This is a genomic window from Extensimonas soli (assembly GCF_029211265.1).
GTDB lineage: Bacteria > Pseudomonadota > Gammaproteobacteria > Burkholderiales > Burkholderiaceae_C > Extensimonas > Extensimonas soli.
Genome location: NZ_JARGEL010000028.1, coordinates 37,472 through 58,109, shown reverse-complemented (window position 1 = coordinate 58,109; position 20,638 = coordinate 37,472). Strand labels below are relative to the sequence as shown.

Annotated in this window: 19 protein-coding genes; 12 read left to right on the top strand and 7 right to left on the bottom strand. The window is 65.5% G+C overall.

The genetic code is table 11. The annotated features are described in order from the left end of the window. The gene (locus tag PYV55_RS13095) at positions 1-372 is read right to left on the bottom strand and encodes a dihydroneopterin aldolase (RefSeq protein ID WP_275851959.1); all 372 of its coding nucleotides are present in this window, start codon (positions 370-372) and stop codon (positions 1-3) included. Positions 373-379: 7 nt separating this feature from the next. Beyond that, entirely contained in the window at positions 380-1,168 is a 789-nt protein-coding gene (locus PYV55_RS13090) for an SDR family oxidoreductase (RefSeq protein ID WP_275851957.1), read from the bottom strand. Positions 1,169-1,189: 21 nt separating this feature from the next. Between PYV55_RS13090 and PYV55_RS13085 the strand changes: the two genes are divergently transcribed. Continuing rightward, complete coding sequence (locus tag PYV55_RS13085) at positions 1,190-2,314, top strand: class I SAM-dependent methyltransferase (RefSeq protein WP_275851955.1); 1,125 nt, start codon at positions 1,190-1,192, stop codon at positions 2,312-2,314. A 114-nt stretch (positions 2,315-2,428) separates the two neighbouring features. After that, positions 2,429-3,493 (top strand): class II fructose-bisphosphate aldolase, encoded by a 1,065-nt coding sequence (gene fba / locus PYV55_RS13080; protein WP_275851953.1) that lies wholly within the window; start codon positions 2,429-2,431, stop codon positions 3,491-3,493. 114 nt (positions 3,494-3,607) lie between these two features. Here the strand turns inward: fba and PYV55_RS13075 are convergent, their stop codons facing one another. Beyond that, on the bottom strand, positions 3,608-4,933 hold the full coding sequence (locus PYV55_RS13075; protein ID WP_275851950.1) for a D-amino acid dehydrogenase: 1,326 nt from the start codon (positions 4,931-4,933) through the stop codon (positions 3,608-3,610). Positions 4,934-5,116: 183 nt separating this feature from the next. On the opposite strand from PYV55_RS13075, the gene PYV55_RS13070 reads away from it, so the two are divergent. The 9 genes from PYV55_RS13070 to PYV55_RS13030 all read left to right on the top strand — a co-directional run bounded on the left by PYV55_RS13070 (position 5,117) and on the right by PYV55_RS13030 (position 14,534). Further along, the gene (locus PYV55_RS13070) at positions 5,117-6,232 is read left to right on the top strand and encodes a Re/Si-specific NAD(P)(+) transhydrogenase subunit alpha (protein WP_275851948.1); all 1,116 of its coding nucleotides are present in this window, start codon (positions 5,117-5,119) and stop codon (positions 6,230-6,232) included. 99 nt (positions 6,233-6,331) lie between these two features. After that, positions 6,332-6,649, top strand: a complete 318-nt coding sequence (locus tag PYV55_RS13065) for a proton-translocating transhydrogenase family protein (protein ID WP_144734010.1) — start codon at positions 6,332-6,334, stop codon at positions 6,647-6,649. Between the two features lie 33 nt (positions 6,650-6,682). Next, positions 6,683-8,113 carry an NAD(P)(+) transhydrogenase (Re/Si-specific) subunit beta gene (locus PYV55_RS13060; RefSeq protein WP_275851944.1) on the top strand — a complete coding sequence of 477 codons (1,431 nt, stop codon included), beginning with the start codon at positions 6,683-6,685 and terminating at the stop codon, positions 8,111-8,113. A gap of 34 nt (positions 8,114-8,147) precedes the next feature. Beyond that, positions 8,148-9,824: a long-chain-fatty-acid--CoA ligase gene (locus PYV55_RS13055; RefSeq protein WP_275851941.1), complete on the top strand. Its 1,677-nt coding sequence runs from the start codon at positions 8,148-8,150 to the stop codon at positions 9,822-9,824. 129 nt (positions 9,825-9,953) lie between these two features. Next, positions 9,954-10,709, top strand: a complete 756-nt coding sequence (locus tag PYV55_RS13050; protein WP_275851938.1) for a 5'-methylthioadenosine/adenosylhomocysteine nucleosidase — start codon at positions 9,954-9,956, stop codon at positions 10,707-10,709. 781 nt (positions 10,710-11,490) lie between these two features. Then, positions 11,491-12,297, top strand: a complete 807-nt coding sequence (locus tag PYV55_RS13045) for a hypothetical protein (protein ID WP_275851936.1) — start codon at positions 11,491-11,493, stop codon at positions 12,295-12,297. Between the two features lie 169 nt (positions 12,298-12,466). Beyond that, complete coding sequence (locus PYV55_RS13040) at positions 12,467-13,033, top strand: hypothetical protein (protein WP_275851934.1); 567 nt, start codon at positions 12,467-12,469, stop codon at positions 13,031-13,033. Positions 13,034-13,204: 171 nt separating this feature from the next. After that, the gene (locus tag PYV55_RS13035) at positions 13,205-14,059 is read left to right on the top strand and encodes a DUF6502 family protein (protein WP_275851931.1); all 855 of its coding nucleotides are present in this window, start codon (positions 13,205-13,207) and stop codon (positions 14,057-14,059) included. Next, a complete protein-coding gene (locus PYV55_RS13030) occupies positions 14,034-14,534 on the top strand; it encodes a hypothetical protein (RefSeq protein ID WP_275851929.1) in 501 nt (166 codons plus the stop codon). Before PYV55_RS13035 ends, PYV55_RS13030 begins: the two co-directional genes overlap by 26 nt. 36 nt (positions 14,535-14,570) lie before the next feature. Here the strand turns inward: PYV55_RS13030 and PYV55_RS13025 are convergent, their stop codons facing one another. Further along, the gene (locus tag PYV55_RS13025) at positions 14,571-15,206 is read right to left on the bottom strand and encodes a helix-turn-helix transcriptional regulator (RefSeq protein ID WP_275851927.1); all 636 of its coding nucleotides are present in this window, start codon (positions 15,204-15,206) and stop codon (positions 14,571-14,573) included. Positions 15,207-15,478: 272 nt separating this feature from the next. Continuing rightward, positions 15,479-16,468 (bottom strand): magnesium/cobalt transporter CorA, encoded by a 990-nt coding sequence (gene corA / locus PYV55_RS13020; protein ID WP_275851926.1) that lies wholly within the window; start codon positions 16,466-16,468, stop codon positions 15,479-15,481. Between the two features lie 554 nt (positions 16,469-17,022). Here corA and PYV55_RS13015 point away from each other — a divergent pair. Next, a complete protein-coding gene (locus tag PYV55_RS13015; RefSeq protein ID WP_275851924.1) occupies positions 17,023-17,415 on the top strand; it encodes an S-adenosylmethionine decarboxylase family protein in 393 nt (130 codons plus the stop codon). Between the two features lies 1 nt (position 17,416). Here the strand turns inward: PYV55_RS13015 and PYV55_RS13010 are convergent, their stop codons facing one another. Together PYV55_RS13010 and PYV55_RS13005 are read right to left on the bottom strand one after the other, a co-directional pair. After that, complete coding sequence (locus tag PYV55_RS13010; RefSeq protein ID WP_275851922.1) at positions 17,417-19,054, bottom strand: FAD-dependent oxidoreductase; 1,638 nt, start codon at positions 19,052-19,054, stop codon at positions 17,417-17,419. Then, the gene (locus PYV55_RS13005) at positions 19,054-20,613 is read right to left on the bottom strand and encodes a polyamine aminopropyltransferase (RefSeq protein ID WP_275851920.1); all 1,560 of its coding nucleotides are present in this window, start codon (positions 20,611-20,613) and stop codon (positions 19,054-19,056) included. The genes PYV55_RS13010 and PYV55_RS13005 overlap by 1 nt, the downstream gene beginning before the upstream one ends. Positions 20,614-20,638 lie beyond the last annotated feature (25 nt).

The window sequence follows — 20,638 nt, the reverse complement described above, 5'->3', positions numbered from 1 at the left end:
TTACCACTGTCCGGTTTCGACGCGAATGGCCACTTCGCAGTCGGCAAAAATTTCGAGTTTGGCGATTTTCACGCGCACGCCGAGCACGCCGGGCAACTGCAGCAGCCGCCGCGCGAGCTTGCCGATCAGGCTCTCGAGCAGGTTCACGTGCTCGGCCGTGCACTCGTCGATGATGATCTGGCGCACGCGCCGGTAGTCGAGCACGTTGTGGATATGGTCGTCGCGCGGCGCAAGCGGCTGCAGGCCCAGGTGCAGCTCGGCATCGACCTGGATGGGCTGCGGCGCGTTCTTCTCGTGCGCGAGGATGCCCAGGTTGGCGTTGAAGCGCAAGCCCGTGAGGCTGAGGACTTGGGTGCCGGCGGCGTGGGTCATGGCAGGCTCACATCAGCGAAAAATCGCGCTCGAACTTCATCAGGTGCTGGCCGCCATCGACCAGCAGCGTGGTGCCGGTGAGGGCGCGGTTGTCGAGCGCAAAGCGCACCGCAGCGGCCACGTCCTCGGGGCTCGAAGAGCGCCCCAGCGGGCTCAGAGCGTGCAGACGCTGGAATTTTTCCTCGCTCAGAAAAGGGCTCGTGAGCGTGAGCCCCGGCGCCACGCCGACCACGCGCACGCGCGGCGCCAGCGCCAGCGCCAGCATGGTGCCCGCGGCTTCGAGCGCGGCCTTGGAGAGCGTGTAGCTGAAAAAATCGGGGTTCTGGTTCCAGAGCTTCTGGTCGAGCAGGTTCACCACCACGCCCTGCGCATCGGCCTCGCCCGCGGCCGCGCGCTCCTGCACATGCTGGTGCAGCGCCTGCGCCAGCAGCACCGGCGCGCCGGTATTGCTGCGCACATGACGCTCCAGCGTGGCAAAGCCGAAACTCGCGGCATTGTCGTATTCGAACAGCGAGGCACTGTTGACCACGGCATCCACGGCGCCAAAGCGCGCGTACACGCGCGGCAGCAGGGCGCGTACCGCGGTTTCATCGGCAAAATCCGCATCGAAATGGGCGCTTGCGCCCGACAGATCGGCGCAAGCAGCTACGGTTTCGAGAGCTTCCTGGGCCGAGTTGCGGTAGTGCACGGCGACTTGCCAGCCGCCCGCCGCGAGCGCCAGCGCAATGCTGCGCCCCAGGCGCCGGGCGGCGCCGGTGACCAGCACCGTGCGGGGGCGGGGGGCGGGGGGCGACATTCAGGGACAATCCGGGGCGTGATGAATAAACCCGACAGTGTAGCGAGCGCCCCGCAAAATTCCCTGCAAACCCAGATCGTGCAGGCCATTGCCGCCGCTGGCGGCTGGCTGCCGTTCGACCGCTTCATGGCGCTGGCGCTGTATGCGCCGGGGCTCGGGTACTACGCGGGCGCGGCGCCCAAGTTTGGCCTGCTGCCGGATTCGGGCAGCGACTTCGTCACGGCGCCCGAGCTTTCGCCCGCGTTCGGGCAGACCCTGGCCGTGCAGGTGGCCGAGGCGCTCGATCAGACCGGCACGCAGGAGCTGTGGGAATTCGGCGCGGGCTCGGGCGCGCTGGCCTTGCAACTGCTCGACGCGCTGGATGCGCTGGGCGTGCGTGTGCAGCACTACCACATCGTCGAGCTTTCGGCCAGCCTGCGCGTGCGCCAGCAGGCTTTGCTCGCGCGCCATGCGCACAAGCTGCAGTGGCACGACACGCTGCCCGAGCGCTTCGAGGGCGTGGTGCTGGGCAACGAGGTGCTGGACGCCATGCCCGTCAAGCTGCTGCAGCGCAGCGGCGGCGTGTGGCACGAGCGTGGCGTGGGCTGGGAATGGGGCTCGGCGGCGGCGCGCTTCGTCTGGCGCGATCGGCCCACCGACTTGCGCCCGCCGCTCGAGATTGCGGGCACGCACGACTATTTGACCGAAATCCACCCCCAGGCCGAAGCCTTCGTGCGCACGCTGGGCGAGCGGCTTGCGCGCGGTGCGGTGTTGTTGCTCGACTACGGCTTTGGCGAGAGCGAGTATTACCACCCGCAGCGCCACATGGGCACGTTGGTGTGCCACCGCGCGCACCAGGTCGATGCCGACCCGCTGGCCGACGTGGGCAGCAAAGACATCACGGCGCACGTGAACTTCACGGGGATCGCGCTCGCGGCGCAGGAAGCGGGCTTTGCGGTGCTGGGCTACACCACGCAGGCGCACTTTCTGATCAATTGCGGCTTGGTATCAAAAATGGAGCAGCTCACGCAGGCGGGGCGTGCGCAAGCGGCCAAATTGATCATGGAGCACGAAATGGGCGAGTTGTTCAAGGTGCTGGCGCTGGCCAAGGGCGCGCCCTGGGATGCGCTGGGCTTTGCGCGCGGCGACCGCACGCACCGGCTGTAGGATGGGCCATTCGGTCTGTTTCCCCACACTGGTGCAGGCCGCGCGCGCGGCTAAACTCGAAAACCGTACCACTTTCTTTTCATATTCGATCCACTAGATTCAGGGAGCCAAACCATGCCACTCGTTTCCATGCGCGAACTGCTGGACCACGCCGCCGAAAACGGCTACGGCATTCCAGCCTTCAACGTCAACAACCTCGAACAGGTGCAGGCCGTGATGGCCGCGGCCGACGAGGTGGGGGCGCCCGTGATCCTGCAGGCCAGCGCCGGCGCGCGCAAGTACGCGGGCGAGAGCTTCATCAAGCACCTGATCCAGGCTGCCGCCGAGGCGTACCCGCACATCCCGCTCGTGATGCACCAGGACCATGGCACCAGCCCCAAGGTCTGCGAAGGCGCCATTGCGCTGGGCTTCGGCTCGGTGATGATGGACGGCTCGCTGCTCGAAGACGGCAAGACGCCTGCGTCGTTCGACTACAACGTCAAGGTCACGCGCCAGGTGGTCGAAATGGCGCACAAGGTGGGCGTGACCGTGGAGGGCGAGCTCGGCTGCCTGGGCTCGCTCGAAACCGGTGAGGCCGGCGAGGAAGACGGCATTGGCGCCGCAGGCAAGCTGGACCACAGCCAGATGCTGACCGACCCCGAGGAGGCGGCCGAGTTCGTCAAGGCCACGCAGCTCGACGCGCTCGCGATCGCCATAGGCACCAGCCACGGCGCCTACAAATTCACGCGCAAGCCCACGGGCGACATTCTGGCCATTGGCCGCGTGAAGGAAATCAACGCACGCATCCCGAACACGCACCTGGTGATGCACGGCTCGAGCAGCGTGCCGCAGGACTTGCTCGCCCTCATCAACCAGTACGGCGGCAAGATGAAAGAGACTTACGGCGTGCCGATCGAAGAAATCCAGCAGGCCATCAAGTACGGCGTGCGCAAGATCAACATCGACACCGACATCCGCCTGGCCATGACCGGCGCGGTGCGCAAATTCCATGCCGAAAACCCCGACAAATTCGATATGCGCGAATGGATGAAGCCCGCACGCGAGGCCGCCAAAGCCATTTGCAAGCAGCGCTACCTCGAATTCGGCTGCGAAGGCCAGGGCGCCAAGGTCAAGGGCCTGCCGCTTTCCGTGATGGCCGAGCGCTACGCGCGCGGCGAGCTCGCGCAGTTGGTGCGCTGAACCATTTGCTCGCGGCAGCCTCACGGTTGCCGTGATGGCGATGCGCCGGTGGGGCTGGTTTGCCGCCGGCGCTGTTTTTTTGCGCTATGCCTGCAGGGGGCGTCGAAGGGGTATTCACGCACGTGCCGAGCGCTGCTCTTGCGCGCCGGTGGAGGCAGCCTGCGCTGCGCGGCCGTAGCGCTGCGGCCCGAGGTCGTCGGTGCGAATGTCGGGCTGGCGGCCGAGCGTGAGGTCGGCGAGCAGCTTGCCCGAGCCGGCGGCCATGGTCCAGCCCAGTGTGCCGTGGCCGGTGTTGAGTAGCAGGTTGTCCCAGCCTGGCGCGCGGCCCAGGATGGGCGTGCCGTCGGGCGTCATGGGGCGCAGGCCCGTCCAGAAGCTCGCGGCGGGCAGGTCGGCCGCGCCCGCGAACAGGCTTTGCGTGACCATTTCGAGCGTAGCGCGTCGGCGTGGGTTCAGACGCAGGTCATAGCCGGCGAGTTCAGCCATGCCGCCCACCCGGATGCGCGCGCCCAGGCGCGTGACGGCGATCTTGTAGCTCTCGTCGAGCACCGTGGAGCGCGGTGCACGCTCGGTGTCGACGATGGGCGCCGTGAGCGAGTAGCCCTTGACTGGGTAAACCGGCAGGTCGAGCCCGAGCGCCTGCAGCAATTCGCGCGAGGCGCAGCCCAGCGCGACGATGACCTGGTCGGCGTGCAGGCTGCGTATATCCCCCTGCGCGCTCGTCTGCACTTCGACGCCCGTGATGCGAGTGCCTGTGCAGAGCAAGCGCCGCACCGTGGTGTCGAACGAGAACTGCACGCCGAGACCGCGCGCGATCTCGGCCAGGCGTGTGGTGAAGAGGTGGCAGTCGCCGGTTTCGTCGCCCGGCAGGTGCAGGCCGCCGGTGAGGCCGCGCGCGTGTGCGAGCGCGGGCTCGATCTGCGGCAGCGCGTCGGCGGCGAGCAAGCGGTAAGGCACGTGGCAAGCCTCGAGCACTGCGATGTCACGCTGCGCGGCCTGCAGCTGCTTGGCGGTGCGAAACACCTGCAGCGTGCCCAACGTGCGCTGGTCGTACGCGATGCCCGTGTCGGCGCGCAGCTGGCGCAGGCAGTCGCGGCTGTATTCGGCCACGCGCACCATGCGTTCCTTGTTGACGGTGTAGCGCGCGCTGCTGCAGTTGCGCAGCATCATCGCCATCCAGCGCAGCTGGAACAGCGAACCGTCGGGGCGAAAGCGAAATGGCGCGTGGCGCTGCAGCATCCACTTCAGCGCCTTGAGCGGAATGCCCGGTGCGGCCCAAGGCGTGGAATAGCCGGGCGAAATCTGCCCCGCGTTGGCAAAGCTGGTTTCGAGCGCCGGGCCGCTCTGGCGCTCGATCACGGTGACTTCGGCGCCGGCGCGCGCCAGGTAGTACGCGGTGCTGACGCCTATTACTCCGCTGCCGAGAACGATGACTTTCATGCCGGCCTCCAGTAAGTAGTGGGGATGCACCCCATTGCAGTGGTAAAGCAAGGATAGGATGAGGTCAAAGAGGGGCTCGAACGTATGACAAAACAAGCGATTCCAGCCATTTTCAGGGATTCGGGACAGGGCATCATGTAAGCTCGTGTCTCGCCCATCCACGAACCACGCACAGGAGACAAGATGCGCATAGGTGTGCCTGCAGAATCGATGCCAGGAGAAACCAGGGTCGCGGCAACCCCCGAGACAGTCAAAAAACTCAGTGCCCAGGGGCACCATCTCTGCGTGCAGGCCGGCGCCGGCATCGCGGCGAGCGTGCCCGATGCGGCGTACCAGGCGGCAGGCGCAGAGATCGTCGATGCCGCCTCGGCTTTCGGCGCCGACGTGGTGCTCAAGGTGCGCGCGCCGAGCGTGGCCGAATTGGCCTTGCTGCGCCCGGGCGCCGTGCTCGTGGGCATGCTCGATCCGTTCGACCGCGCGGGGCTCGAGCACCTCGCGCAGGCGGGCGTCAGTGCCTTTGCGCTCGAGGCCGCGCCGCGCACCACGCGCGCGCAGAGCATGGACGTGCTTTCGAGCCAGGCCAACATCGCGGGCTACAAGGCCGTGCTGCTCGCGGCCAATGCCTACCAGCGCTTCTTTCCCATGCTCATGACGGCGGCGGGCACCGTGAAGGCCGCGCGCGTGCTCGTGCTCGGCGCGGGCGTGGCAGGCCTGCAGGCCATCGCCACGGCCAAGCGCCTGGGCGCGGTGATCGAGGCTTCGGACGTGCGCCCCAGCGTCAAGGAACAGATCGAATCGCTGGGCGCAAAGTTCATCGACGTGCCCTTCGAGACCGCGGAGGAAAAGGAAGCCGCCGAAGGCGTGGGCGGCTACGCGCGCCCCATGCCGCCAAGCTGGCTCGAGCGCCAAAAGGCCGAAGTGGCCAAGCGCGCGGCGCTGGCCGACGTGCTCATCACCACGGCCTTGATTCCGGGCCGGCCCGCGCCCGTGCTCGTGACCGAGGACATGGTGCGCGCGATGAAGCCGGGCTCGGTGATCGTCGATCTCGCGGCGCACCAGGGCGGCAACTGCCCGCTCACCGAAGCGGGGCGCACGGTGCTCAAGCACGGCGTGACGCTGATCGGCGAGACCAACCTGCCCGCGCTCGTCGCGGCCGACGCCTCGGCGCTGTATGCGCGCAACGTGCTCGACTTTCTGAAGCTGGTGCTGCCCAAGGAGGGCGGCGTGCAGATCGATCTGCAGGACGACATCGTCGCCGCCTGCCTGGTGGCGCACCAGGGCGCGGTACGGCGCCCATAACCCGCCCGCGCCCCGCTCGGCGCGTGCCTGGATTTTGTCCGTGGCGCGCGCCACGGGCGCGTTGTCAGCCCAACCCAACCCTTTTTTACGGAGGCCCCCATGGAAGCCGTTTCGCCCACCCTCATCAACCTGACCATCTTCGTGCTCGCGATCTACGTGGGCTACCACGTGGTGTGGACCGTCACGCCCGCGCTGCACACGCCGCTGATGGCGGTGACCAACGCCATCTCGGCCATCGTCATCGTCGGCGCGATGCTCGCGGCCGCGCTCACGCAGGGCGGCTTTGCCAAGTTCCTCGGTGTGGCCGCGGTGGCGCTCGCCGCGGTCAACATCTTCGGCGGTTTTCTGGTCACGCGGCGCATGCTCGAGATGTTCAAGAAAAAAGAGAAGAAATCGGCCTCTGAGGCACATAAATAAAGCATAAGCAGCTATTAATATAGGAGAAAACCCATGAGCATGAACCTCGTCACGCTGCTGTACCTCGTCGCCAGCGTGTGCTTCATCCAGGCGCTCAAGGGCTTGAGCCACCCGACCACCTCGATCCGCGGCAACGTGTTCGGCATGACGGGCATGGCCATCGCCGTGCTGACCACGGCGGCGCTGATCGTCGAGCTCGCTGGCTCGGCCCAGGGCCTGGGCTGGGTGCTGCTCGGGCTGGTCGTGGGCGGCGGCTACGGTGCCTGGCGCGCCAAGACCGTCGAGATGACCAAGATGCCCGAGCTCGTGGCGTTTTTCCACAGCATGATCGGCCTGGCTGCGGTGTGCATCGCCGCCGCCACGGTGGCCGAGCCCGCGGCCTTCAGCGTGATGGAAGGCGCGGGCGAGCAAGGCGGCATCCCGCCGGGCAACCGCATCGAGCTGGCGCTGGGCGCGTTCATTGGCGCCGTGACCTTCAGCGGCTCGGTGATCGCCTGGGGCAAGCTCTCGGGCAAGTCCAAGTTCCGGCTGTTCCAGGGCGCACCCGTGGTGTTTGCGGGCCAGCACTGGCTGAACCTGCTGCTGGGCGTGCTGGCTCTCGTGGGCGTGGGGCTGTTCTGGCAGACGCAGGGCGCGATTCCGTTTGCCGCGGTGTGCGTGCTGGGCTTCGTGATCGGTGTGACGCTGATCATCCCGATCGGCGGCGCCGACATGCCCGTGGTCGTGTCCATGCTCAACAGTTACTCGGGCTGGGCTGCGGCGGGCATCGGCTTTTCGCTCAACAACAGCATGCTCATCATCGCGGGCTCGCTCGTGGGCAGCTCGGGTGCGATCCTGAGCTACATCATGTGCAAGGCCATGAACCGCTCGTTCTTCAGCGTCATTCTGGGCGGCTTCGGCGCCGAAGCCGCGAGTGCCGGCGGCGCGACCCGGGAGCAGCGCGCCGTCAAGAGCGGCAGCGCCGACGACGTGGCCTTCGTGCTCGGCAACGCCGACCGCGTGATCATCGTGCCCGGCTACGGCCTGGCGGTGGCGCGCGCGCAGCATGCCGTGAAGGAAATGGCGCAAAAGCTCACCGAAAAGGGCATAGACGTGAAATACGCCATCCACCCCGTGGCCGGGCGCATGCCGGGCCACATGAACGTGCTGCTGGCCGAGGCCGAGGTGCCCTACGACCAGGTGTTCGAGATGGAGGACATCAACGGCGAATTCGGCCAGGCCGACGTGGCCATCGTTCTGGGCGCGAACGACGTGGTCAACCCCGCCGCGCTGCAAAAGGGCAGTCCGATCTACGGCATGCCGATTTTGGAGGCGTACAAGGCCAAGACCGTGATCGTCAACAAGCGCTCCATGGCCGCAGGCTATGCAGGGCTTGATAACGAGCTTTTTTACATGGACAAGACCATGATGGTGTTCGGTGACGCGAAAAAGGTGGTCGAGGACATCACCAAAGCGCTCGAATGATCAGCAAGCAAGAAGAAACAGGAGGCAAAAAACCATGACAGCCCGTCCCTGGCTCGCGGCCTACCCCGAGGGCGTGCCCGCCGACATCGACCCGCTGCGCTTTCCCACGCTGGTGCACCTGTTCGACGAGGCTTTTGCGCGCTACGCCGAACGCCCGGCTTACAGCTTCATGGGCAAAGAGCTCAGCTACGCGCAGGCCGGCGCCCTCGGGCGTGCGCTCGCGGCCTATTTGCAGGGGCTGGGCCTGGTCAAAGGCGACCGCGTGGCGCTCATGATGCCCAACATGCCACAGTACGCGGTGGCCGTGGCGGCGGTGCTGCGCGCGGGCTGCGTGGTCGTGAACGTGAACCCGCTCTACACCGCGCGCGAGCTCGAGCACCAGCTCAAGGACTCGGGCGCCAAGGCCATCATCCTGCTCGAAAACTTTGCGCACACCCTGCAGCACTGCATCGCGCAGACCGCCGTTCAGCATGTCGTGCTGTGTGCGCTCGGCGACCTGCTGGGCCGGCCCAAGGGCGTGGCGGTGAACTTCGTGGTGCGGCACCTGAAAAAGCTGGTGCCGGCCTTCAGCCTGCCCGCGGCCGTGCGCTTCAACCAGGCGATCCGCCAGGGGCGGCGCGGGCGCCTGCAGCCGCCGCCGCTGGCCCCCGAAGATCTGGCCGTGCTGCAATACACGGGCGGCACCACGGGCACGCCCAAGGGCGCGATGCTGCTGCACCGCAACCTGGTCGCCAACACCTTGCAGTCCGAAGCCTGGAACGCCCCGGCCATGGCGCAAATTCCGCCCGGCGAGCAGCCCGGCACGGCCTGCGTGCTGCCGCTGTACCACATCTTCGGCTTCACGCTGAACCTGCTGTTGCCGCTGCGCACGGGCAACAAGGTCATCATGGTGCCCAACGCGCGCGACCTGCCCGCCGTGCTCAAGGAGCTGTCGCAGCACCGCTTTCACATCTTTGCCGCTGTCAACACCCTGTTCAACGGGCTGCTGCACCATTCCGACTTCGACACCGTCGATTGGCGCCACCTCAAGGTCAGCGTGGGCGGCGGCATGGCCGTGCAAAGGGCGGTGGCGCAGCGCTGGCTCGAAAAGACCGGCTGCCCGATCTGCGAGGGCTACGGCCTTTCTGAAACCAGCCCCTCGGCCAGCTGCAACCCCGTGACCACGCACGCATTCACGGGCACCATAGGCGTGCCGCTGCCCAGCACCTGGATGAAGCTGCTCGACGACGACGGCCACGACGTCACCACGCTGGGCCAGCCCGGCGAGATCGCGATCCGCGGGCCGCAGGTCATGGCCGGCTACTGGCAGCGCCCCGACGAAACCGCCAAGGTCATGACGGCGGATGGCTGGTTCAAGTCGGGCGACATCGGCACCATGGACGCACGCGGCTACTTCAAGATCGTCGATCGCAAGAAGGACATGATCCTCGTGAGCGGCTTCAACGTCTATCCGAACGAGATCGAAGACGTGGTCGCGAGCTGCCCCGGCGTGCTCGAATGCGGCGTGGTCGGCATTCCCGACGAAAAATCGGGCGAGGCCGTCAAGCTCGTGATCGTGCGCCGCGACCCCAGCCTCACCGAAGCGCAGGTGCGCGCCTTCTGCCACGAAAACCTCACGGGTTACAAGCGCCCCAAGGTGATCGAATTTCGCAACGAACTGCCCAAGACCACGGTGGGCAAGGTGCTGCGGCGCGAGCTGCACAAAACATGACTGGACTTATGCAAACAAGGAGGCAACAGAGAGTCTGGCCACGGGCGAGCGCCTTGCCTCACCCCGATCTGCGTAAGTTGTGCATGCGTTTGCGCGTTGCCTTGCCCGTGCGCGCAGCGGCTTGATTTCATGCCCACCGCCATCCTCAGCGCCCTGCCGCAGGAGCAAAGCGGCCTGCTCGCGCAGCTGCAGCAGCCGCAGCATCTGCAGCACGCGGGGCGCAGCTTCTGGCGCGGCACGCTGCACGGCCAGCGCGTGGTGCTCGCGCTCTCGGGCATAGGCAAAGTGGCCGCGGCGACCACGGCCACGGCGCTGATCGAGCGCTTCGGTGTCGCGCGCATCGTGTTCACCGGCGTGGCCGGCGGCGTGGGCGCGGGCGTGCAGGTGGGCGATGTGATCGTGGCGCAGGACTACGTGCAGCACGACATGGACGCCTCACCGCTGTTCGCGCGCTGGGAGCTGCCCGGCTACGGCCGCCAGCGCCTGGCCTGCGATGCGGCGCTGTCTGCTCTGCTATTGGAAGCTGCTTGTGCTTGCGTATCAAGCGCTGAAGGCCATTTTGGCTTGGAATACCAGGCCGGGCGCCCGCGCGTGCACCACGGCCTGGTGGCCAGCGGCGACCGTTTCGTCGCGAGCGCGCACGAGGCGCAGGGCCTGCGCGCCGCGCTGCTCACTGGCGGCCACGAAGTGCTGGCCGTGGAGATGGAAGGCGCCGCCGTGGCCCAGGTCTGCCACGACTACGGCCTGCCTTTTGCAGCAATGCGCACCATCTCCGACCGCGCCGACGACAGCGCGCACATCGACTTCCCGCAATTCGTGCGCACCGTGGCCAGCCGCTACGCCGAGCTGATCGTGCAGGGTTTTCTGAAAAGAATAGCTGCTTAAATGTTGTAGAAGACCACCATCATTCGCATCGTTACCGTGGCGTATGCCTGCACCTTCGGGTTGTCATCCCCCCGGTCAGCATGTTGGCTAGACGCAAGGCCGACAGGCAGAGTTCGCTGCCATAGATGGAAAGAGCAGGATGATGAGAATGTTTTGCATGGTGAGTAACGGTGTCACAACATCTCCATGCAACCCAGCCCGCCACCGTTCGTCGCGGTCATCGAGTCGAAAACTATCAATGCGATAGCTGTTTGCGCTCTCCTGCTGTTTGCCAAAGGCTTGTTGGGCTTGTGAACCCTGGAGCTCTTCGAACGCCGCCGACGGCTAGACCGTGGACAAACGCCATTCAGGCACCTCGAACTGGGCGCGACTACCGCTCTCTAGCAGGCTGCTGAAATACTGGTTTGCCTGCCTACCGCCAAGAGCAATGACCGCCCAGAACGGGCTACAAGCGATTTTCTTGGGCTTGGCAAGGGGTAGGGCACCCTCACAACCGTTATTTTTCGAACCTTCTGGCAGTATTTCAGCAGCCTGCTAGGGCTACCAAGTCACGCTGCAGTCAAATCAGACTTTCGAGCGCGCGGCGCCATCCAGAGGTCTGAAATTGCACTTGATCGAGCCGCAAAGTGAAACAACTGGTCTGGTATGCCACCGGCCGAAGCGAGGGGCTCGCGATGATGGCGTATCTCGCGCACTCCGTTCAACCCTACTTCAGTAGGGTTTCGCCGGGCAGACTCGGCCTACAGAATCGATGACTTCTACCAAACTAAGGAGTGGAGTCATGCATGTTTCGCGTTTTTCTTGCAATTTGGTCCTCGTGATTCTGACGACGGCTTGCCTTGCCGCCTGTGGCGGGGGCGGCGACGACGCACTAAATGTCGTCAGCTACCGAATCGGCGGTACGGTGTCTGGACTTGGCACGGGAAAGCGCGTGGTGTTGCAGAACAATGGCGGAGATGACCTGACCGTAACCAGCAACGGTACGTTCAACTTTTCGACATCACTGACCGGCGGCGCTGCTTACGCAGTAACCATAAAAGTGCAGCCGGATGGTCAAACGTGCACCGTGACCCATGGCACCGGCAACACTGCAGCCGACGTGAGCAATGTCAGCGTGGCATGTTCGACGGGTAGCACCCCTCCGGACACAGGCAACGGCAGCCCAATCCAAGGCGTGGCAGGCGTGCTGGGGGTGTGGATTCAGGATCTTTGTGTTGCGGCCAATGGCAAAGGCAATCGGCAGTACGTCAGCGTCACCAAAACGGCGGACAACGCCATCACGTTTGACCAGGGAATGATGTCGTATGCCGCCATCAATTGTTCCGGTACTGGTTCAACCGTGCCTGGGTCTATCTTTTCCGCTGGACAGGTGGTGTTTTCGCGTTCCGGCAGTACCGCCACGCTGGCAGCCAACTGGGGAGTTTGGACCGCTGCGAACACGCAACACCCCATCATCTGGGCCGTCAAGGTCAATAGCAAGCTGTGCCAAATAGGTGATGCAACTCCGAGTGCCCTGCCTACGGCAGCGGACGTGGAAGGTTATGCCAATCTGATGATCCCGAATGGCGCCTGCTATACCAAGCAGTGAGGGGTCGTGCAGACATGTCGAACCCGTTTGAGCACAACTCGCCGCAAAATTCTTGAGGTGAGGGTGAAAACGGCGCGCAGGCTCATCACATACTACTGGTTTGGCTAAGGCGCACACGTTTTCAATGTCATCCTGATCGACCGCGACGGCACGTAGATAAGGACCTCGTATGCAAAGGCAGTTGCGCCTCAGTGCGCTTCTCACGGCGCTTCTTGCGGGATGTGCCAGCACCACCGTGACGCTGACTCCTCCGTCGCAGGCGCCAGTTTGCAATTCGGCTGCGTCTGCCCTGGTTCTCTGGGCGCCGCAATGGCGCCCAGACCAAAAGGATGCCTCCCAACGAGAAGCGGTGGCGCACGCAGGACTGCAAGACTTTCTTTCCGAGTCGCAGTGCTTTGCTCGCTCAGAATTGCGGCGCCTTCCTGACTTGGCGCCAGAAACCATCGCAACGCAGTTCGATCCGGCTGCTTCGCAGTTCGATTCCGTCGTTCTTATCAGCGTGCGTGAACTCGGCCCGGTGATCAGGTTGTTGAGCTTCCCCGCCTTCGTGGATGGCGCCACGGAGGTCGTTTTGTATGTCACGACGTACCAGGCGCCCGCGTTTGCAGTATCTAGAGAGTTCAGCGTTCACTGGCGCAATGGCGGGCCGGGTGTCGTCAAAGGTGTATCAAGTCTGCCGGACGATTTGAAAGCGGCCCTGCGCGTCGGGCTACAGCCGGCTCCGCGGACGAGGTGACTGCACTGAAGCTCCGTCCTGGATACAAGGCTAAACAAGGGAAAAATTTCTCCCATGCGTCAATTTAGGCTGCTAATGAATATGCTGAGCTGAACCCGATTCGGGTCGCACAAATTATGTGGAAAAATATTCCACGTTTTCTCCGAGGTGCCCGGTTCGGTCTCGATCTTCATGCTCACTCGTTCATTACTGGCATTGACTTCGGTTGTGCACCTGCTGCGGCCCGCGATCGCCTTTCTGATCCGGCACGGCGTGGCCTACCCCGCCTTCGCTGCGGCGGCCAAGGAGCTGTTTTTACAACAGGCGCGCGATGAACTGGAGCAGGCGGGCCAGCAGGTCAACCTGAGCGCGTTGGCTATCCTCTCCGGCATACACAGGTGCGATGTGCGCAAGCTCGCCGTCGCGCCTAACGCCCAGGACCGTCAAGCGCAACAGGATCTGAACCTGGCCAGCCAGGTGGTGTCGCGCTGGCTGAGCGACCAGCGCTACCTGACGCGAGATGGCCGTCCGGCAACGTTGCCACGCGTGGCGTCGGCAGGAACCACAACCGGCCAGGCGCGCCCGGCCAGCTTCGACGAACTGGCCAGCAGCCTCAGCACCGACGTGCGTCCGCGCGCCATTCTTAACGAGTTGGAGCGGCTCGGCATGGTGGCCGTCGAGGGTGACCGCGTACGCCTGCTGGAGCCCGGCTTTGTGCCACGCCAGGGCTTCGCCGAGATGACCACACTGATGAGCGAGAACGTGCGCGACCATCTTGCGGCGGCCACGCTGAATCTGGACGGTCGTCACAATTTTCTGGAGCAGGCCATTTTTGTCGAGGAGCTCAGTGCGGCTTCCGCCTACCAGCTGCACGTTTGTGCTGCTCAGGCCTGGCAAGCGGCGTTCCAGACTGTGATGCGCGAGGCCCGCGCGCTGCATGCCAACGACCAACGACATACCCCGGCTGCGGAGCGCACACACCGCGCCAGGTTCGGCACCTATTTCTTCGAAAGCGACGATCATGAAGTTTCTGACCAGGCTGTTTGAAACCCTTGGGGTTTCTTGGCGCTGGACCATGCTGGCAGCATGCGTGCTGGCGCTCTCTGCCTGTGGCGATGGCTATCCAGGCAGTGGTGGCACCGGGACCGGGCCACTCCACCTGTTTGCTGCTCTCAATGCCTCTCAAGGTAACGTGCCGCCAGGCTTGGTGCTGCCAGTCAGCCCGACGGGTGACATCAACAATTGCTATCCAGCCCGCTTGGAACTCACCGCCGATTCGGCACAGCTCGACACGCCGTGCGCTAGGTTCATTTTTCAGGGCCCGTGGGCGCTGGACGAGAACCATCAGGCCTTCCTGACCGGCACCACGCAACTGCTGGTGAATGGCACCTGGACGAATCAACCGGCCATCCTGCGGATCATCGCCGACGGGTCACTGGACCGCGCCACATCGATCCAGATTGCCGTGCTCGATTCGGCTGACCGGCACGTGCTGATGGGACCCATCACGCTGTGGCCCTGAGCGTCTGGGCCGCCGGCCCTTGGAAAAGGGCCGGGCCTACAGTTGCTGCAGATGGGCCATCAGCTCAGCCCGGCGCTTCACATCAAACTTCTTCAGAAGTGCGCTCACGTATTCCTTGACCGTGCTTTCGGTGATATTCAGCTGACGGGCGATGAGTTTGTTGGAATGCCCCTGCAGCAGCAGTTCCAGCACCTGGTGCTGACGCGGGGTAAAGCTCTCTGGCCTGCCATCTTCCGGCGGCACCGAAGCGTTGGTGCGCGCATCCTGCGTCGGCCTCTTGACGGCAGCACCCACTGCCTGCGCCAGCGCCGCCAGCGGTTGGTCGCCGAACACCACGCCGTCCAGTTGGACTTGACGCGCCAAGCGACGAGCCTGGCAATTGCCACTCGCCTGGTTCAGTGTGGAATCGACTAGGAGCAAAAACCGGCTGCCAAGGGCCAATGGCCGGACGTCGCGGGCCAGGGCGTCAGCATTGGGTGTCAGCAGTTGCTCATGCACAAGCACGACCGCCGGGGCTCCCGCTTGGCGCAGGTGTTGCGCCGCTTCAGCAAGGGTGCGCACAAAGTCGGCCACTTCCACACCCGCCTGCAGGCGCAGGAACTGCGCCATAGCCCGCCCGACCAGTGGCTCGGGATGCACAACCAGTGCACGGAGAAAGGCAGCCTCGCTCATGTAGGGTATGAAAATGTTGGCAAATTCAGGGCCTGTTTACCTCATCTGTCAACATATTGGAGTGGAGCAGGGCTGACAGACAGCATGCGCTGCCATAAGGTGGGGTGTGCAAGACGATGACGAAAATGTTTTGCATGGGCTCCAACGGTTGGGGAGGTCGCAAGGCCGCCATGCTATCCATCGTCGCTGTCCCGTCAGCGTGACCACAGTGAGTTAGAACAGAAAATAAAGCATGGGTGGAGTCAGGGGTGAAGGGGTTTTTTAGACATTCCCTACATCAACCATCCACGCTTGCGGAAGTACCACATCGGGCCGATGGCCGACACCACCATCAGCGCGAGCACGTAGGGGTACATGGCAGGCCCGAGCAGTTCGAGCTCGGGGAACTGCATGTTCATGCCGTAGATGCTCGCGATCAGCGTCGGCGGCAGCAGCGCCACGCTGGCCACCGAGAAGATCTTGATGATCTTGTTCTGGTTGATGTTGATGAAGCCCACCGTGGCGTCCATCAGGAAGTTGATCTTGTCGAACAAAAAGGCCGTGTGGTTGTCCAGCGACTCGATGTCGCGCAGGATCTGGCGCGCATCCTCGAACTGGCTCGCGTTGAGCATCTTGCTGCGCATCATGAAGCTCACGGCGCGGCGCGTGTCCATGACGTTGCGGCGGATGCGCCCGTTCAAGTCCTCCTGGCGCGCGATGGCCGAAAGCACCTCGCCCGCACGCGCGTCGGTCACGTCGCCCGCGAGCACCTGCCGACTGACCTTTTCGAGCTCGTCGTAGATGTTTTCGAGCGTATCGGCCGAGTATTCGGCGTCGGCATCGAAGAGCTTGAGCAGCACGTCCTTGGCATCCTCGATCAGGCCCGGCGCACGGCGCGCGCGCAGGCGCAGCAGGCGGAACACCGGCACGTCCTCGTCGTGGATCGAAAACAGCAGGCCGCGGCTTTTCAGGTCGGTGTTGTGCTGGTTCAGGATGAAGGCCGTGCGCACCGAGCGCGGGTTTTCGTCGTCGTCGATCAAAAAGTCGCTGCGGATGTGCAGCTCGCCGTTGTCTTCCTCGTAAAAGCGCGCGGACTCTTCAATGTCCTCGTCCATCGCGTCCTCGGGGATGGACAGGCCGTAGTGCTGCTTGATCCAGCGCTTTTCTTCGAGCGTTGGGGCTTCCAGATCGACCCAGATCGGCTGGAATTTGGCGAGCTCCTCCAGGGATTCGATCTCTTCCTGGAACAGGCGGCCGTTGACGAGCGTGAAAATGTTGAGCATGGGCTCACTCCCGGGGTGCGTCTGCGAAAACTGGCGAAGGGGGGATGTGGTGCTTTCAACCCTCCACGCTTTTTGCAGGCCGGGAGTTGAAAGCTACCGACTAGGGTAGGTTTCCATGGGATGTCTCCGTTAAACCCAAATTGTCCATTAGGCGGCGCTGCGCGCCTACGCGGGCGCTGGCGGACGGCTGACGGTCATTTTGGCCGCTGCTTCGGCGTCCATGGCACCGGCCATGGACTTCTCACCCGCGACCAAACTGCCACGCCAGCCGCCTCGCCATCATCCCGCGTCCTAATGGGCAATCTGGGTTAAACCCAGATTGTTCATTAGGCGGCGCTGCGCGCCTACGCGGGCGCTGGCGGACGGCTGACGGCCATTTTGGCCGCTGCTTCGGCGTCCATGGCACCGGCCATGGACTTCTCAGCCGCGACCAAACTGCCGCGCCAGCCGCCTCGCCATCATCCCGCGTCCTAATGGGCAATCTGGGTTAAAGCGGCGGATTATGGCATTGCAGCCTGCGGCTTTCGTGACGGCCGATCCGCTACAGTGCGCGCATGCACGGCCTGCACCTGACCGCCGACCTTCACGACTGCCGCTGCGCCGCGCGCTGGCTCGTCGATGCAAGCCTGCTCGGGGCGGCCTGCCGCGATGCGGCCCAGGCCGCGGGGCTGCAGGTGGTGGGCGAGCTGCTGCACACCTTTGCCGCAACCCGCCACGGACCCGGCGGGGTGACTGCGGCCCTGCTGCTTGCCGAAAGCCATGTCTGCGTGCACACCTGGCCCGAGCGCAAGGCCGTGACGCTGGATGTGTACGTGTGCAATTTCGGCGCAGACCACAGCGCCAAGGCGCAGGCGCTCATGGCGGAATTGCTCGCGCTGTTCGAGCCGCGGCACGCCGAGCGCCACGCGCTGCAGCGCGGCACCTTGCCTGCGCACCTCATCGGCTGATTCACACCGCGCTGCCCGCTGCATGGCCGCGCGTGAAGGCTTCCTCGAAGATCGAATAGCCGGACCAGTCGGCGTGGGCGAAGTGCAGGCGGCCACTGCGCACATTTGCGGTTTGCGCGCCACGTGCGTCCGTGATGGCGGCTGAGAGTTGACGCAGCCGGCGCAGCGTGCCGGGCTGCGGGATGGCCATGGCGTGGCCGTAGCGGGTGATGTCCAGGCGCGTGAGGCGCTGCGCCAAATCGGGGTGGGGCGCGGCCAGTGCGGCCAGGATGGCGTCGCGCCAGTGGCCCCAGGGCTGCGTCAGGAGCTGCTGGCGCGCGCCGGGCAGGTCACCGAGCGCGCGGTAGTAGCTGAGCACCGTGGGGCCGGGGCGCGGGTCCAGGCTCTGGTGGCGCGCATCGACGTAGCCCAGGCCCCCGCCGGGCTCGCCATAGACCACGCTGTCCCAGGCCGGCGCAGCGCCGGGGCGGTCTTGCAGCGGCGCCGCCAGGTGCAGGTTGGCCACCAGCCACGGGGCGTAGGCCAGGTTTCGCGCAATGTCCACGAGCCAGGCCGGCGGCTGCTCGATCACGCGCGCGGCGACGAACGCCGGCAGCGTGACGATGCACTGCGCGGCCTGCCAGCGCACGACGCTGCCGTCGGCATGGCGCAGCGCATCGACGGCCACGCCGTGGCGCTCCGTGCGGATGCGCAGCACGCTGTGGCCGGTGTGCAGGCGCTCGCCCAAGGGCGCGGCAAGCCGGCGTGTGAGCCAGGCGTTGCCCTCGGGCCAGGTGAGCACGGCGTCGTTCTCGGTATCGGCGCCGCCTTGGGCGCCCAGGTCTTCGGGGGTCGCGCTGGCCTGCGGGGCGCGAAAGCCGTGGCGGCTCGCGAAGTAGTGGATGCAGGCCCAGGCGGACACGCGCTGCAGCCCCGCACCGTAGTCGTCGCGGCAGCAGTAGTCGAGGTACCAGCGCAGATGCACATCGGTCAGGCCCTGGGCGCGCAGCCAGGCGTCGGCCGTTTGCGCATCGAGCGCCGCATGCTGCGCAGTGAAGGGCGCGCGCAGTGCCGGAATGCAAAAACGGCTCGCGCGCGCAAGCGCATCCACCTGCGCGGCAAAGCGCCGGTACTGCGCGAGCGTGTCGGCGCCCACGCCGGCCAGTGGCAGCAGGCCCTCTTGCCACGCGCCGCGAAAGAAAAGCCGCTCCTGCGGGCTGTGGCACAAGGAGAGTTCGTCGTACTGCCAGCGCCCGGCCACGCGCCGGCGCAGGCCGAATTCTTCGAGCAGGTCTTGCACCTCGTGCGCATCTGCACCTGGCAGCGGCAGGTAATGCGCCCCCTGCGGGCAGGCGATGCCGCCCACCGCAGCGCCGCGCGCGTTGCCGCCGGCATCGTCCTCCAGCTCCAGCAGCACGAAGTCCTCGATGCCGCGCAGGCGCAGCGCCCGCGCCGCCGCGAGCCCGGCCACGCCCGCACCCGCGATGACGACCTGCGTGCGCCGTGTGGCCCGCGGCGCGGGCGGCGTGCCCAGATCGCGCAACGCATGGCCGCGCGCGACGTTGATGCCGGTAAAGCCGCCGGTGATGGCGGGCGCGGGTTCGCAGCCGCTCAGAGCAAGCGCGGCTGCAGGCAGGTGCAAAAACGCGCGGCGCTGCATCAGTGACTCGCCACCTTCCCCCACTCTTGCTCGTAGCGCGTCACCAGCACCTGATTCGACAGGCGGTTGACCTCGGCGGGCACGCGCGCCATGTCGAGCGGGAAGTCGAACAGCAGCGGCAGCGTCGCCACGCTCAGAAAACGCAGGCCTGCGGGCAGGGCTTCGGGCGGGCGCCAGGGACGGTGGCTGGCGAGGATGAAGCCCCATTCGCCAAAGCTGGGCACGTGCGCATGGTAGGGCGTGGCGCGCAGGCCGACCGATTCGACGGTCTGCACCACGGTCCAGAAGCTCTGGCGCGCCACCAGCGGCGAGGTGGTCTGGATCACGGCGTAGCCGCTCGCGGCCAGGCGCTGCTCGAGCAGGGCGTAGAAACTGTGGGTGTAGAGCTTGCCGATGGCGAAGTTCGTCGGGTCGGGAAAGTCCACCACGATCACGTCGAAGGTATCGTTTCCGTCCTGCAGCCATTGGAAGGCGTCGGTGTTGATGATTTTGACCTTGGGCGAGCGCAGCGCGTAGTGGTTGAGCGCGGCCAGCGCCTCGTGCGTGGAAAAGAGCTGCGTCATGCGCGGGTCTAGCTCCACCAGCACGACTTCCTGCACTGAAGGGTACTTGAGGATTTCGCGCACCGCCATGCCGTCGCCGCCGCCGAGCACGGCCACGCGCCGCGGGGCGCCGTGGGCGGCCATCGCGGGGTGTACCAGGGCTTCGTGGTAGCGGTATTCGTCCTGCTGCGCGAACTGCAGGTTGCCATTGAGAAACAGGCGGTAGCCGGCGCGCCCGTGTGTGACCACGATGCGCTGGTAGGGCGAAGAGGCGGCAAAGACAATGGGGGCCTGGTAGAACTTGTCTTCGGCCAGGGTGCTGATGCGCTCGGCGCCGAACAGGGCCGCGCCCAGCGCCGCGCAGGTCAGCAGGCCGGCCAGCGCATGCGCGCGCAGGTGGCGCAGCTCGTGGCGGAACATCCACAGCGTCCACAGCGCCACGCCGGCGTTCATGAGCCCGAACAGCAGCCCCGTGCGCACCAGCCCGAGCCGCGGCACCAGCAGCAGCGGAAACGCGAGCGACACCGCAAGCGCGCCCAGATAGTCGAAGGTGAGCACCTGCGAGACCAGGTCCCGCAGCGCCACATGGCGCCGCAGCATGCGCATGACGAGCGGAATCTCCAGCCCCACGAGCATGCCCACGAGCAGCACCAGCGTGTAGAGCACAAAGCGGAACGCGCCCGGCACGTAGGCATTGGCCAGAAACAGCAGCGCCGGCAGCATGCCGCCCGCGAGCGCCACGAGCAGCTCGATGCGCAGGAAATGCGCGGGCAGCTGGCGCTCGAAAAAGCGCGACAGGTACGAGCCCAGGCCCATCGCGAACAGGTAGCTGCCGATGATGGTGGAAAACTGCAGCACCGAGTCGCCCAGCAGGTAGGACGCGAGCGTGCCCGCCACGAGCTCGTACAGCAGTCCGCACGCCGCCACCACGAAGACGCTCGCGAGCAGGGCGATTTCGACGGGGCGCGGGGCGGAGGCAGCGCTTGGGTGGGTTGCAGTGATGGTGTCGGGGCTCATGTCAGAAAGAGCGGGCAGGCCGGAC